This window comes from Halomonas korlensis, assembly GCF_900116705.1.
GTDB classification, from domain to species: domain Bacteria; phylum Pseudomonadota; class Gammaproteobacteria; order Pseudomonadales; family Halomonadaceae; genus Halomonas; species Halomonas korlensis.
Map to the genome: position 1 here is coordinate 68,780 of NZ_FPBP01000008.1, position 14,049 is coordinate 82,828.

Annotated in this window: 14 protein-coding genes; 8 read left to right on the top strand and 6 right to left on the bottom strand. The window is 65.2% G+C overall.

What is annotated here, in order from left to right:
- Nucleotides 1-79 precede the first annotated feature (79 nt).
- Entirely contained in the window at nt 80-1,273 is a 1,194-nt protein-coding gene (locus BM341_RS11670) for a TauD/TfdA family dioxygenase (RefSeq protein ID WP_245784261.1), read from the top strand.
- A gap of 47 nt (nt 1,274-1,320) precedes the next feature.
- Nucleotides 1,321-2,271, top strand: coding sequence for an ABC transporter substrate-binding protein (locus tag BM341_RS11675; RefSeq protein ID WP_089796120.1), 951 nt, complete (start codon nt 1,321-1,323; stop codon nt 2,269-2,271).
- Between the two features lie 90 nt (nt 2,272-2,361).
- Here BM341_RS11675 and BM341_RS11680 read toward each other — a convergent pair whose 3' ends face one another.
- Nucleotides 2,362-3,684: a glycosyltransferase gene (locus BM341_RS11680; protein ID WP_089796122.1), complete on the bottom strand. Its 1,323-nt coding sequence runs from the start codon at nt 3,682-3,684 to the stop codon at nt 2,362-2,364.
- Nucleotides 3,681-4,661: a LysR family transcriptional regulator gene (locus BM341_RS11685; RefSeq protein WP_089796124.1), complete on the bottom strand. Its 981-nt coding sequence runs from the start codon at nt 4,659-4,661 to the stop codon at nt 3,681-3,683. Before BM341_RS11685 ends, BM341_RS11680 begins: the two co-directional genes overlap by 4 nt.
- Before the next feature lie 133 nt (nt 4,662-4,794).
- Here BM341_RS11685 and BM341_RS11690 point away from each other — a divergent pair, with 133 nt between their 5' ends.
- The gene (locus BM341_RS11690) at nt 4,795-5,868 is read left to right on the top strand and encodes a tartrate dehydrogenase (protein ID WP_089796126.1); all 1,074 of its coding nucleotides are present in this window, start codon (nt 4,795-4,797) and stop codon (nt 5,866-5,868) included.
- Between the two features lie 150 nt (nt 5,869-6,018).
- Here the strand turns inward: BM341_RS11690 and wrbA are convergent, their stop codons facing one another.
- Complete coding sequence (gene wrbA, locus BM341_RS11695; protein WP_089796128.1) at nt 6,019-6,615, bottom strand: NAD(P)H:quinone oxidoreductase; 597 nt, start codon at nt 6,613-6,615, stop codon at nt 6,019-6,021.
- Between the two features lie 231 nt (nt 6,616-6,846).
- Between wrbA and BM341_RS11700 the strand changes: the two genes are divergently transcribed.
- The 5 genes from BM341_RS11700 (at nt 6,847) to BM341_RS11720 (ending at nt 11,130) form a co-directional block, all read left to right on the top strand.
- Nucleotides 6,847-7,860 carry a succinylglutamate desuccinylase gene (locus BM341_RS11700; protein ID WP_089796130.1) on the top strand — a complete coding sequence of 338 codons (1,014 nt, stop codon included), beginning with the start codon at nt 6,847-6,849 and terminating at the stop codon, nt 7,858-7,860.
- A gap of 128 nt (nt 7,861-7,988) precedes the next feature.
- Nucleotides 7,989-8,759, top strand: a complete 771-nt coding sequence (locus BM341_RS11705; RefSeq protein WP_089796132.1) for an ABC transporter ATP-binding protein — start codon at nt 7,989-7,991, stop codon at nt 8,757-8,759.
- Nucleotides 8,760-8,778: 19 nt separating this feature from the next.
- Entirely contained in the window at nt 8,779-9,483 is a 705-nt protein-coding gene (locus tag BM341_RS11710; RefSeq protein WP_089796134.1) for an ABC transporter permease, read from the top strand.
- On the top strand, nt 9,483-10,214 hold the full coding sequence (locus BM341_RS11715; RefSeq protein ID WP_089796136.1) for an ABC transporter permease: 732 nt from the start codon (nt 9,483-9,485) through the stop codon (nt 10,212-10,214). The genes BM341_RS11710 and BM341_RS11715 overlap by 1 nt, the downstream gene beginning before the upstream one ends.
- A gap of 187 nt (nt 10,215-10,401) precedes the next feature.
- Nucleotides 10,402-11,130 carry a transporter substrate-binding domain-containing protein gene (locus BM341_RS11720; protein ID WP_425431998.1) on the top strand — a complete coding sequence of 243 codons (729 nt, stop codon included), beginning with the start codon at nt 10,402-10,404 and terminating at the stop codon, nt 11,128-11,130.
- Nucleotides 11,131-11,193: 63 nt separating this feature from the next.
- On the opposite strand, the gene BM341_RS11725 is transcribed toward BM341_RS11720, so the two are convergent.
- From BM341_RS11725 to BM341_RS11735, 3 genes are read right to left on the bottom strand one after another with little or no spacing between them, the layout of a single operon-like run.
- On the bottom strand, nt 11,194-12,126 hold the full coding sequence (locus BM341_RS11725) for a prenyltransferase (RefSeq protein ID WP_089796141.1): 933 nt from the start codon (nt 12,124-12,126) through the stop codon (nt 11,194-11,196).
- Nucleotides 12,110-12,859, bottom strand: a complete 750-nt coding sequence (locus BM341_RS11730; protein ID WP_089796142.1) for a glutamine amidotransferase-related protein — start codon at nt 12,857-12,859, stop codon at nt 12,110-12,112. Before BM341_RS11730 ends, BM341_RS11725 begins: the two co-directional genes overlap by 17 nt.
- A gap of 2 nt (nt 12,860-12,861) precedes the next feature.
- Nucleotides 12,862-14,043 (bottom strand): iron-containing alcohol dehydrogenase, encoded by a 1,182-nt coding sequence (locus tag BM341_RS11735; RefSeq protein WP_089796144.1) that lies wholly within the window; start codon nt 14,041-14,043, stop codon nt 12,862-12,864.
- Nucleotides 14,044-14,049 lie beyond the last annotated feature (6 nt).

Consider the following 14,049-nt stretch of genomic DNA (forward strand, 5'->3'; position numbering starts at 1 on the left):
GCCAGATTAATCGTTTGTGACTCGCCTGGCCAACCGCCATCCTGAAGTCGCTTTACCGATCGCTTATCAGGAGTTGCGCATGAGCCAGGACACCGTTTCCGATATCGCCACCATGGATATCGCCCCGGCACCGCCGGTGGACATGCGTGAACTAACCCCCTACGAGGCAGCGCCGCAGCTGCGCGAGGCCAGGGTAGACGGCCATCGGGTCGTGCTCGAGTGGCAGGACGGCCAACAGGCCGAGTTCCCGCCGATCTGGCTGCGCGACCACTGCGCCTGCCCGGCCTGTCGCCATGCCCAGACCTTCGAGCGGCTGGTCTTCCCCATCGAGGGGATCGACATTGCACCCGAGGTGCAGGTTACGGACGGCCATCTGATGGTGAACTGGGCCGATGGCCACACGAGCCGCTTCGATGGTGGCTGGCTGCACCAGCGCCGCCCCGGAGAACCCAACCGCAACGTGACCCCCGAGCGTCTCCCCTGGCGCGACGACTTCTTTCCGCAGCGCGTCGCCCATGGCGACTTCGTCGCCGGTGTCGAGGGCGAGCGCGCCTGGCTGACCGCGCTGCTGCGCGATGGCCTGGTCCTGCTCGACAACGGGCCGCTCGCCGACGAGGAAGTCAGCCGCCTGGCCAAGCGCATCGGCCCGCTGCGCTCGACCAACTTCGGCGCGCGCTTCGATGTGCGCTCCAAGCCCAACCCCAACAATGCCGCCTATACCGCGATCGGCCTGGCGCTGCATACCGACCTGCCCAACTGGCGCCAGCCGCCCGACATCCAGCTGCTCTACTGCCTGGAGAATGGCGCCGAGGGCGGTGGGTCGCTGTTTGCCGATGGCTTCCAGGTCGCCGAGGTGCTGCGCCGCGAGAATCCCGAGACCTTCCGCCTGCTCAGCGAGACGTCGATCGACTTCCGCTTCCAGGACGAGACCCAGGATATCGGCGTGCGAGCGCCCATCATCGAATGCGATGACGATGGCAAGGTGGTGGAGATTCGCTTCAACAACTGGATTCGCGACACCCTGCGCCTGCCTACGCAGACGATCGAAGCTTGGTACCGTGCCTACTACCGCTTCTGGCAGCTGCTCCACGAGCCGCGTCACCAGCTGGAGTTCAACCTGGCGCCGGGACAGATGATCGCCTTCGATAACCGTCGCGTGCTGCATGGCCGAGCCGCCTTCGACCCCAGCACCGGCGCCCGCCATCTGCAGGGCACCTACCTCGACCGCGACATGCTCGAATCGCGGCTGCGGGTGCTGGCGCGAGAGGACTAAGCCGCTTGCAACACCATCACATGATCTTCACAAAACAAGGACTCTTCATGAGCGTATCCCTGAATCGCCCATTACTGGCCCGCACCACATTGGCGCTGCCCCTCGCCCTGGGGCTTGTCGGCACCACCCAGGCCGATGACGCCACCCTGGACTTCGGCGTGCCCTCCTGGCCCGGCATCAAGGTCAAGACCCAGATCGCCGAGCAACTGCTCGAGCCCCTGGGCTACGCCACCAGCAGCCAGGAACTCGGCCTGCAGGTGATTTATCAGGGTATGGAAAGCGGCGATATCGACGTCTTTCTCGGCGGCTGGATGCCCGCGCAGCGCGACATGCTCGCCCCGCGCGAGGAAAGCGGCGCCATCGTCAACGTGGCCAATAACGTCGACGGCGCCCAGATGACGCTGGCCGTGCCCGAGACTCTCTATGACCAGGGCATCCAGAGCTTCGCCGACCTCGACGAGAACCGCGAGATGCTCGATGGCGAGATCCACAGCTTCGGCGCCGGCTCGGCGGCCAGCGAGATTCTCAACGCCGCCATCGACGAGGACGCCTGGGGGCTGGGCGACTGGAGCCTGGTGGATACCAGCACCGTGGGCATGCTCAGCGCAGCGCAGGACGCCATTTCCCGCGAGGAGCCGATCGTCTGGGTCGGCTGGACCCCGCACTGGATGAACCTCGCCCTGCCGATGCGCTATCTCGAGGACTCCAAGGACCTGTTCGGCGAGAACAATGGCGAAAGCGAGGTGCTGACCCTGATGCGCGGCGACTATGCCGAGGCCAACCCCAACTTGGTGGCCTTCTTCGAGCAGTTCACCTTCAGCGCCGAAGAACAGAGCTGGATGATCCGCGAATTCGGTCAGGAGGAGCGCGATGCTGACGAGGTAGCGCAGGACTGGATCAACCAGAACGCCGAACGCGTCGAGGCGATGATCGAGGGTGTCACCCACCGTGACGGCGAGGCCGCCTGGCCGATCATCCAGGCCGGCCTGACCCGTTAAGGCTCACCGCCCCGGTATATCGATCGCCATGACGACCTTGGCCCGGCACCCCTATCGAGGGAGTGCCGGGCCAGTCGCGTCAGGGTAACGTCATTTCGGGGGCAGCTCGGCTTCGTCGTGATGGCCGGGCCACCACGAGGGACGCTCCTGCTCCCACTCCTCCTGCACCAGGTGGCGCAACAGCCGTCCGCGGTAGCAGAGCATCTGCCATTCGGCCCCCAGACGGCCCCGAACACGCTCCCAGCCACCGTCGTCGGCGTGGGTGAATGGGCCACCTCGGGCGATCGCCCGCCGATAGATCGCGACGCACCGCTCGGCGCAGCGGGCTTCATCGAAACGCGCCGCGGTTACCCGCGCCTCCTGGCGCAAGGGGTCGCGCCGCGCCGTCTCGGCAAGCTCGATCAACGCCTCGGCCATCTGACCGACATCGTCCGCGGCCAACAGGCGGCCGTTAACGCCATCGCGTACCACTTCGCGCACTCCCGGGGCTGACACCGCGACCACCGGCAACCCCGTCGCCATGGCCTCGGCCACCACCATGCCCTGGGTCTCGCTGTGCGAAGCGAAGGCGAAGACGTCCATGGCGTGGTAGGCATCGATCAGTGCCTGGCCCTGCAGACGCCCCGTGAAGTGACATCGCGCGGCCACGCCGTGGGTCTCGGCGATATCCCGCATGGTCTGGCGGGCCTCGCCCTCCCCGACGACCAGAAAGTGGGCCTCGGGTAGCGCGACCAGGGCGCGACACACCGCCTCGGCCAGAAACGCCAGATTCTTCTCCTGGGCCAGCCGGCCGAGGTGGCCGATCACGTAGGCCCCGGCGGGAATGCCCAGCGACCCTCGCCAGCGTTTCCCCTCGCCTGCGGCAAAACGCGTCGTGTTCACACCGCTGGGCACCACACTGAGTGCGGGATTGGCGTTGCGCTCGAGCAGCAGGTCGCGAATGCTCTCGCTGGGGGCGATCACCTCGTCGCACAGCCAGGTGTACTGGGTCGCCAGGGCGATCGCGAATCGCTGCATGCGCGGCGAGTCCCCAGGCACATAGTGGGTGTAGTGCTCGTAGAGAGTGTGATGGGTGAACACCAGCGGCAGCCCGTAGGTTTCCGCGGCGCGGGCGGCGGTATCGCCCAGCAGGAAAGGGTGGTGCGAGTGCACGATATCCGGCTCGAAAGCCTCGATATTGTCATAGAGCTGGCCGGGAATCGGGACCGGCAGCGAGAAGTCGCTGCCATTGAAATGCTGCACCGCCACCACGCGCACCACGTCAGTTTCCTCACGTGGCTGGCCTTCGAGTCGCGGCGCGACGAGCAGCACCCGATGGCCCATCTCCTGCAAGCGCTGCTTCAGCCGCTGTACCGACTCGCTGACCCCGCCGACAATGGGCAGGTAGGTGTTGGTGAACATCAGCACGTTCACGATGCGTCATCCTTCACGGCGACACTCCTTGTCAGTGGCTCTCCGAAACCTGAAACCGGGCTATTTTGCAGCGGCGGCACACGACTGGCCATCTCCTGTTCAAGATAGGCCACAAAGGCCCGGAGTCGAGACGGCACATGGCGACGCTGCTGGTAGACGGCATGGAAGTCGGCCCGCACGCCCTGCCACGCTGGCAGCAGCTCGACCAGGTCGCCCCGGGCGAGATGCTCATGCACGTCCCACCACGAGCGTAGGGCGATGCCGTGTCCATCCAGGGCCATCTGCATGATCACCTCGCCATCGTTGCTGGCGAGCGGCCCCGAAACCTTCACCGCCTGCTCCCGCTGGGGCGCGTCGCGACGATGGAAGCGCCAGACCGCGAAGTCGCTGTCGTTTTCGCGAAGCAGCAGACAGGCTTGACCGCCAAGCGCCGCGGGCGACTCGAGCGGCGGCATGCTCGCCAGGTAGCGTGGGGCGGCACACAGCACGCGACGATTGGTAAGAATGCGCCGGGCGACCAGCCGCGAGTCCGGCGGCTCGCCCACGCGAATGCCGATGTCGTACGCCTGATCGCCGAGGCTGAGCGGAAAATTGCTGAGCTCGAGCACCGCCTCGATCCCCGGGTGGCGGGTGCAGAACGCCGAGAGCAGCGGCGCCACATGCCGCCGGCCGAAGCCGAAGCTGGCATTCACCCGCAGCGGCCCCGAAAGCTCCGTCTGATGGTCACCCAGCGTTTCTTCCAGCTCACTGAGTTCCTCGAGAATGGTGGCGCCACGTGTGAAGTAGCGCTCGCCCTCGGCGGTGAGCGTCAGGCGGCGCGTGGTACGGCTGGCCAGCTCCACGCCCAGGCGCGCCTCGAGCTGCTTGAGGCGCTTGCTCACCGCCGACAGCGACAATCCCAGCTCGCGAGCGGTCGCGGTCAGGCTGCCGGCATGGGCCAGACGCTGGAAGAACGCCAGGTCATCGAGATAGGCCACCCACTCTCCACTTTCGGTCAATAATCAATTGAATTATAGGCCCATTATCCATCTTCATAGAAGGGCTAGACTGAGGGAGACGATGCCAGACCGAACCACTACCCCACCGAAGAATACAGAACAGGAGCACACCATGACGCACAAGATCGCCGTGATTGCCGGTGACGGTATCGGCACCGAAGTCATGCCCGAAGGGGTACGCGCGCTACAAGCCGCCGCCAAGCGCTTCAACATCGACCTGAGCCTGGAGCACTTCGACTTCGCCTGCTGCGACTACTATCTCGAGCACGGCAAGATGCTGCCCGACGACTGGTTCGACCAGCTCAAGGACTTCGATGCCATCTTCTACGGCGCCGTGGGCTGGCCCGACAAGGTGCCCGATCACATCTCGCTGTGGGGCTCGCTGCTGCAGTTTCGCCGCCAGTTCGACCAATACGTCAACCTGCGCCCCTGCAAGCTGTTGCCGGGGATCAAGAGCCCGCTGGCGAACCGCAAGCCCGGTGACATCGACTTCTACGTGGTACGCGAGAACACCGAAGGCGAATACTCCAGCATCGGCGGCAAGATGTTCGAGGGCACCGACCGCGAGGTGGTCATCCAGGAAACCGTGATGACCCGCACCGGCGTCGACCGGGTGCTCAAGTACGCCTTTGACCTGGCCCAGACCCGTCCGCGGAAGAAGCTCACCTCGGCCACCAAGTCCAACGGCATCTCCATCACCATGCCCTGGTGGGACGAGCGCGTGAAGGCGATGTCCGGTAGTTACCCGGACGTCAGCGTCGACCAGTTCCATATCGACATCCTGACCGCCAACTTCGTCATGCACCCGGACTGGTTCGACGTGGTCGTGGCCAGCAACCTGTTCGGCGACATCCTCTCCGACCTGGGGCCGGCCTGTACCGGCACCATCGGCGTGGCACCCTCGGCCAACATCAATCCCGAGGGCAAGTTCCCCAGCCTGTTCGAGCCAGTGCATGGCAGCGCGCCGGATATCGCCGGCAAGGGCATCGCCAACCCCATCGGCCAGATCTGGTCCGGTGCGATGATGCTCGAGCACCTCGGCCACCACGAGGCCGGCCAGGCAATCGTCGACGCCTTCGAGGCGGTACTCGCCGAGGCCGACCCGTCGGTACTCACCGCCGATGCCGGCGGCAAGGGCACCACCGAGAGCCTGGGCAAGGCTATCGCCGAGCGCATCGCCGGCTGATCGCGAGCGCCTTGCGTGACGACAAGCAACACATGAAGGCCCGGCCGGAAAAACCGGTCGGGCCTTTTACATGCTACGTGTCACACGTCATATACCGCTTGTCGGTTCAATGATCGAAAGCTCATCTAGCGACGAGCGCGGCGCTCACGCTCAGGAGGCGAGTCGCGCGGCGATCCGCGCCACGTGTTCGCCTTGGAAGTGACAAATCGACAGCTCGCGACCATCGGGTTGGCGCGAGCCGTCGCCGCCGGCCAGGGTCGAGGCGCCATAGGCCGACCCGCCGCTGACCTGCGAGATATCGAACAGCTCCTTCGCGCCGTAGCCGATCGGCACGATCACCATGCCGTGGTGCGCCAGGGTGTTCCAGAACGAGGTGATGGTGGTCTCGTTGCCGCTACCGGTGCCGGTCGAGGTGAAGACGCTGGCCACCTTGCCCAGCAGCGAGCCATTGACCCAGAGGCTACCGGTCTGGTCGAGGAAGGTGCGCATCTGACCCGACATGTTACCGAAACGCGTGGGCGTCCCGAAGATCACCGCGTCATAGTCGGCGAGTTCCTGCGGGCTGGCCTCGGGCGTATCGAACTGCTGGCCGCCGGCCTTGGCGAAGGCCTCATCATTCATGGTTTCGGGCACCCGCTTGAGGGTGACCTCAACGCCATCGACCTTGCGTGCACCATCGGCCACTGCCTTGGCCAGGGTATCGATATGACCGTACATGGAATGATAAAGCACGAGAACCTTGGTCATGACTGCCTCCTTGTGGGTGATCACCGTAGTGATGAAAGAACGCCTCCAGTGTAGGCGACACAGGCGTGTAGAAAAGCGAAGGATTTCGTCCTTGCCGATCGATGGAATCGATTCATTGGCATGTTCCTTCCGACTGAGGCGATGCTATATGCGTTTCACAAAATACTTGGGGAGGGCATCATGGTGGCGCCTTGCCTTGTTTCGAGAAAGGACATTTTCAGGAGTCATGTGATGCTTGACCGGTGGCTGACGCTTGCCCTGGAGGATAAAGGGCCGAAGGCGCAGACGGGCGCTCTGCCGGGCGGCCACTTTCGACTGACCGCGCCCGGCGTACTCAAACTGATACCGGACGCCGTAGGCCCGCAGGCCCGGGCGGTCGTGCTCTCGGTCGGTATTCACGGCAACGAGACTGCACCCATCGAGCTGCTCGGCGATTGCCTGGCGCGGCTCGAGGCGGGGCTGTCGCGGCTGGGCGCCCCGGTGCTGGTGATACTGGGTAACCTCGAGGCGATACGCCACGGGACGCGCTATGTCACCACCAATCTCAACCGGCTGTTCCGACGCGAACTCGACGAGGCCGGCATGGAACCGGACCGTGCCCGCGAGCTGATGTCCGAGGTCGACGCCTTCTTCGCCCGCCACCCGGACCGCGAGAAGCTGCATTACGATCTGCATACGGCGATCCGCGACAGCCGCTATCCGCGCTTCGTGGTCGAACCCTACGGCGAGACTCCGACGCCGCTACAGCAGTGGCGGTGGATGGCGGCGGCCGACATTCAGGCCGTGCTGCACCAGCATCGGCATAGCTGGACCTTCTCCCACTACTCGAAGCACTACCATGGCGCCCAGACATTTACCCTGGAGCTGGGCCGCGCCCTGCCCTTCGGCGCCAACGACCTGCCCTCGCTGGCGCCGATGGGACGGCTGCTTGGCGCGCTGATCGACGGCCGCGAGCCACCCTCGGCCGACCCGTCGGGCATGGCGTTCTTTCGCGTCGAGCACGAACTGATGCGCCAGAGCGAGGCGTTCCGGCTCTGCTTTGCCGACGACACGCCCAACTTCACTGAATTCGCTCCCGGCACGCGGCTGGCCGAAGGCAGCGCGGATGATGGCTTTACCGTTGGCCAGCAGCCGTTGCGGGTGGTCTTCCCCAATGCCAATGTCGAGCTGGGCGCGCGGGCCGCGTTGCTGGTCAGCCCCGTGCCGCCACCGGACGCCGCACCAACCGACTCAGTGCACGACTAACGGCGAACCGCATCCGTCAGGCCGACCCTGCCGAACGCCGGGCGGACTGGTAGAATCGCTCCTTTTTCGCGCCGCGTCTGTCAGGGCGAGGCGCCCATGGCGACCTTATCTCACCCGGAGCCCGTTGCATGGCCGATACCCCGATCCCGCTGGAAGTGCGTAACATCACCAAGCGCTTCGGCGACACCGAAGTGCTCAAGGGCCTGTCGCTCGAGGCCCGCAAGGGGGACGTGATCACCCTGATCGGGGCCTCCGGCTCCGGCAAGAGCACCTTCCTGCGCTGCATGAACCTGCTCGAGCAGCCCAACGAGGGCGAGCTGATCGTCCACGGCGAGCCGATTATCTTCAAGCAGACCCGCCACGGCCGCGAGCCCGCCGACTGGAAACAGGTCGTGCGCATTCGCGCGAAGCTGTCGATGGTCTTTCAGAGCTTCAATCTCTGGGCGCACATGACGCTGCTGGAAAACGTCATCGAGGCGCCGGTGCATGTGCTGGGCAAACCCAAGAAGGAAGCCATCGAGCATGCCCGGGCGCTGCTCGAGCGGGTGGGACTCGCCGCGCACGCCGATTACTATCCCGCGCAGATGTCGGGCGGCCAGCAGCAGCGCGGCGCCATCGCCCGGGCGCTGGCGATGGACCCCGAGGTGATGCTGTTCGACGAGCCGACCTCGGCGCTGGACCCGGAACTGGTCGGTGACGTGCTCAAGGTCATGCGCGACCTGGCCGAGGAAGGCCGCACCATGATCGTGGTCACCCACGAGATGGCCTTCGCCCGCGACGTTTCCACCCAGGTGATCTACCTGCATCAAGGGCACGTCGAGGAAGCCGGCCCCCCCGATCAGGTGCTGGGCAACCCGCGCTCGGAGCGACTCAAGCAGTTCCTGGCGCCCAAGCATTGATCCCCGGGAGGATACGCTCATGATTGACCTGCACGGCTACGGCCCGCGACTGCTGGAAGGGGCCCTGGTGACCATCGAGCTGGCCCTGCTGTCGCTGGTACTCGCCATCGTGCTGGGACTGGTGACCGCCAGCGCCAAGATGTCGCGCAGCTGGCTGGCCCATCGCATCGGCACGCTCTATACCACTATCATCCGCGGCGTGCCCGATCTCGTGCTGATGATGCTGATGTTCTTCGGCGGCCAGATCGGCATCAACCAGTTCACCGACTGGCTCTACACCCAGTTCGCTATCGACATCTTCATCAACGTCAACGAGTTCGCCGCCGGGGTGATCACCATAGGCCTGATCTTCGGCGCCTACATGGGCGAGACCTTCCGCGGCGCCTTCCTGGCCGTGGACAGTGGACAGATCGAGGCCGGGCGCGCCTACGGCATGAACCACTGGCTGGTGTTCCGGCGCATCCGCTTCCCGCAGATGATGCGACATGCTATCCCGGGGCTCTCCAACAACTGGATGGTGCTGCTCAAGACCACCGCGCTGGTCTCGGTGATCGGGCTATCCGACATGGTGCGCATCGCCACCGAAGCCTCCAAGGCCACCCGTGAGCCTTTCACCTTCATGATCATCGTCGCGGCCATTTACCTGCTGATCGCCAGCGTCTCGGAATGGGGCTTCGCGCGGCTGCAGAAGCGCTACAACGTCGGCTACACGGAGGCGGACTGATGGAAGCCCTGATCACCTGGCTGGACAGCCGGCTCGCCGACAACAGCATCTTCACCCTGCAGACCCTCTCGTATTACGGCGAGGGCCTGGTCACCACCGTGCAGCTGGTGTTCCTGTCGCTGGTCCTCGGCCTGGTCGCGGCGGTACCGCTGGCCATCGGTCGCGGCGCGAAGCGGCGCTGGGTGAGGTTGCCGATCTTCCTTTACTGCTATGTGTTTCGCGGCACACCGCTGCTGGTGCAGCTCTACCTGATCTATTACGGGGTCGTCTTCGTCGAGGGCATCCAGGAAACCTGGCTATGGGTGATTCTCGAGAAGCCCTTCGTCCCGGCACTGATCGCCTTCACCCTCAATACCGCGGCCTATACCACCGAGATCTTCCATGGCGCCATCAAGGCCACGGCCAAGGGCGAGATCGAGGCGGCCCGCGCCTACGGCATGTCGCAGCGGCTAATGATGCGCCGGATCATCATTCCCAGCGCCTTTCGCCGGGCATTGCCGGCCTACGGTAACGAGGTGATCTTCATGCTCCACGCCAGCGCCATCGCCAGTGTCGTAACGATCATGGACCTGACTGGCGCGGCCCGCTTCGTCTATGCCCGTTTCTATGCCCCCTTCGAGGCCTTCCTGTTCGTGGCGGCCATCTACCTGTGCCTCACCTTCGCTATCCTGTATCTGTTCCGCTACCTGGAAAAACGCCTGCTCGCGCACCTCAAGCCGGCCAGCGGCTGAGGCCGTGACCAAGCATAAAACACACGTTGGGGACCAGTGTTTGAAAGCGGCCATCCGCCCTTCCGCCTTTCCCGACGATCCACTATGGTGGACTGGTCATCGCTCACAAGGCGATACCACCAACAAGCACAGGGAACCACCCATGACATTACGCACCACACTGAGTCTCGGCGTGCTCGGCGTCGCCATGATCGTCGGCACGGCCAACGCCGAGGTCCGCGACATCCGCATCGCCGTCGACGTGCCCTACGAGCCGATGGAATATCGTACCCCCGAGGGGGAGCTGACCGGTTTCGACATCGATCTGGGCAACGCCCTGTGTGCCGAGATCGGCATCCAGTGCGAATGGGTCGTGCAGGGCTGGGACGGCATCATCCCAGGGCTGATGGCGCGCAAGTACGACGCCATCATGTCGTCCATGACCATCAACGAGCAGCGTCGCGAGCAGGTATTGTTCTCCGACCCCTACATCACGCCGCCCTCCGCCTGGTTCGCACCCGCGGACGTCGAGATCGGCACGCCCTCCGAGGAGACGCTGGAAGGCATGACCATCGGCGTGCAGCGCGGGACCCTGCAGGACAACTACGTGACCGACATGTACGGCGACGTGGCCGACGTCAATCGTTACGCCACCGCCGACGACATGGTGCTCGACATGGACTCCGGCCGACTCGACGCCGTCTTCCTCGACTTCCCGATCGGCAAGTCGACGTTGATCGACAGCGAGGCCGGCGACTACAAGGTCGTGGGCGAGATGATCACCGAACCGAAGGAGTATTTCGGCGAGGGCTTCGGCATCGCCTTCCGCCAGCGTGACCAGGAACTCGCCGATGCCTTCAACGAGGCACTGGCCGCCCTGCAGGAAGACGGCACCTACGACGAGATCTTCGAGGAATATTTCGGCGAGCAGGAGTAAACCTCATCGAAGCATTATCCTCAACGCCCCGGCCAGCCGGGGCGTTTGCGTTGCTGGCTGCGGCTATGCCAACCACAGCCCGATGCCCAACAGCGCAAGTGTCGTTAGCAGAGTCGCAACATTGATGCTCAACACCCGGAGCATCAACTGTCGCTCCTCCAGGGCGTCAGGAAGTTGCCAAACCACCCACAGGGCGGCAGGAAACGTTGCCCAAGCCAGCCAGACCGCCATCGGCAAGGCCCCGCTCAGCTGACCCAGCGCAATCAACCCATAGGCGCCCAGCAACAGCACCATCGCCAAGCGCGAAGCGAGTTTCAGCCCCAGCACGATGGGCAGGTGGCGGCGCCCGCTGCGCCGGTCGGCTTCCAGATCGGGAAACTGGTTGAGCAACAGCAATTCGCTGACCAACGACAGGGAGACGCCCGCGATGGTCATGGCCGTCGCATCAACCTGCCCTCCCAGGGCCACCAGGGTACCCAGCACCATTACCGGACCGAAGCCCAAGCCCGGCGCCAGCAGGCATAGCCAGGGCCGGCGGGTAATCCAGCGGGTGTAGGCCAGCACCAGGCCCACCCCACCCAGGCCGATAATCAGCATCGACCAGCCGCGCAGCCACAGGAAATAGACCCCGATCGCCATTACGCACGCCAGTGCTCCCAGCCCGGCCGCCAGCACCCAGGGGGCCGCCTGGGGCGTCTCCGGCAGCGCCCCGCTTCCCCCGGAAAAAGGCGTCCGACGCGTCAACAGGTCGAGACCCGAGCGGAAATCCTCGTATTCATTGAGCAGGTTGACGGCCACATGCGCCAACAACCCGCCGACCAGCACCAGCACGATGTCATAGCCGGAAAGCATCACCGGCTGGCGAGCCGCCAACAGCACACCCAGCAACCCACAGAGCGGCGCCAACACCAGAAAGTTGGGACGAGCGGCTCTCGCTAGGGCAATCGCCGACGTGGCTCTTCCAGCCAGCCTGTTGGCGCTAAATGAGCGAGGCATGGCCACCCGACGGACCGTTCCGACGCCTGATGGCCTGGCGCATGAAGCCAAGGATCCAGCGCACCATCAGGGTGTCATCGACCGGTGCCGACAGCGACGCCTCGCCCTGTCGCACTCGGTGCTCCCCGATCAGTTCCGCGCGCAGCGCCATCAGATCGCTCGAGTAGGCCTTGGTGAACTCGGGATGGCCCTGAACGCCGAGGAAATGCTCGCCGAGCTGCATCAGGTAGCTGGGACAGAACTCACTGCCGGCCAGCACCCGCGCCTGCGACGGCAACCGCTCCACCTGGTCCTGGTGGCTGACCAGCAGGTCGAGCCCTGGTTGCCAAGGCGTCATCCAGTCAGCGCGCTCGGTCACGCGATTGAACGACAGTCCCACCCCCCAGCCCCGATCGCTCTTGGCTACCTCCCCGCCCAGCGCCCGAGCCATCAGTTGGTGCCCAAAGCAGATGCCCACCAGCGGCTTGCCCGCCTCCCAAAGGTCGCGAACGAAGTCTTCCAGCTCGGCGATCCAGGGCAGGTCGTCGTTGACCCCGAACTTCGAACCGGTAGTCAGCCAGGCATCCACCGCCTCGACATCGTCGGGAATCTCACCATCCAGGCAGCGCCAGACGCGGAACTCGAGCGAGGGGTCGACGCGACGAAAGAGCGCCTCGAACATCTCGGGATAATTGCCGTGGGCCTCGCGCAGCTCCGGTGCCACATCGTCACACTGCAGAAGGCCGATACGCATGGTCAGACCCGCCCTTCCACTGCTGCCACGAAGATATCGCGGTACTGGTGGTCATTGAAGACAATGGGGTTGGTCCCCGAGGAGGGATCGGCTACCGCCATGTGGCCGACCCTGTCGGCCTGGGCGGTGTCGATGCCAAGCTCGGCAAGCGTATGCGGTATGCCCTGTCCTTCGCGCAGCGAAAGCACCCAGTCGATCACCGCGGCCGTGCCGGGCTGGCGCAAGTCGAGATAGCGGCCCAGACGCACCATGGGCTCGCCGATGGCACGCTCGTTGGCCCGCAGCACGTAGGGCATCAGGATGGCATTGAGGGTGCCGTGGTGGGCATCGAAGAGCGCGCCCAACGGGTGCGCCAGCGCGTGCATCGCCCCCAGCCCCCGCTGGAAGGCGGTGGCGCCCATGCTCGACGCCACCAGCATGTTCATGCGGGCCTCGAGGTCCTGGCCATCCGCGAAGGCGCGGGACAGGAAGTCGCGGACGCGGCGAATACCCTCCACGGCGATGCCCTCGGCCATGGGATGGTAGCGCGGCGAGCACCAGGCCTCCAGGCAGTGCGATAGCGCATCCATGCCGGTGGCCGCGGTGATCGCCGGCGGCAGACCGACCGTCAGTTCCGGGTCGAGTATCACCCGGGCCGGCAGCATGCTGGGGTGAAAGATGATCCGCTTGACGTGGGCAGCCTCGTCGGTGATCACCGAGGCCCGCCCCACCTCGGAGCCGGTGCCGGCGGTGGTCGGTACCGCCACACAGGGCACGAGCGCCTCGGCATCGGCCTGTCGCCAGTTGTCTCCCACGTCCTCGAGCGCCCACAGCGACAGCCCCTCGCGCTGGCCGGCCATCAGCGCCACCGCCTTGGCGGCATCCAGCCCCGAGCCACCGCCGAAGGCGATCACGCCGTCGTGGCCGCCACGATTGAACGCCGCCACGCCGTCCAGCACGTTCTTGCCGGTGGGGTTGCCCTTGATCGCGCTGAACACGGCAATGGCGAGCCCCTCGCCACTTGCCTGCTCGACAATGTCGCGCACCATCGGCAGGCCGGCAAGGCCGGGGTCGGTGATCAGCAGCGGCGCGGTCATACCCAGCTCACGGCACAGGCCGGGCAACTCGCGGATACGCCCGGGGCCGGTGAGGATCGGGGCCGGATAATTCCAGCCCATGCGGTAGTGGTCGGGATCGAAGCTCATGGGGCC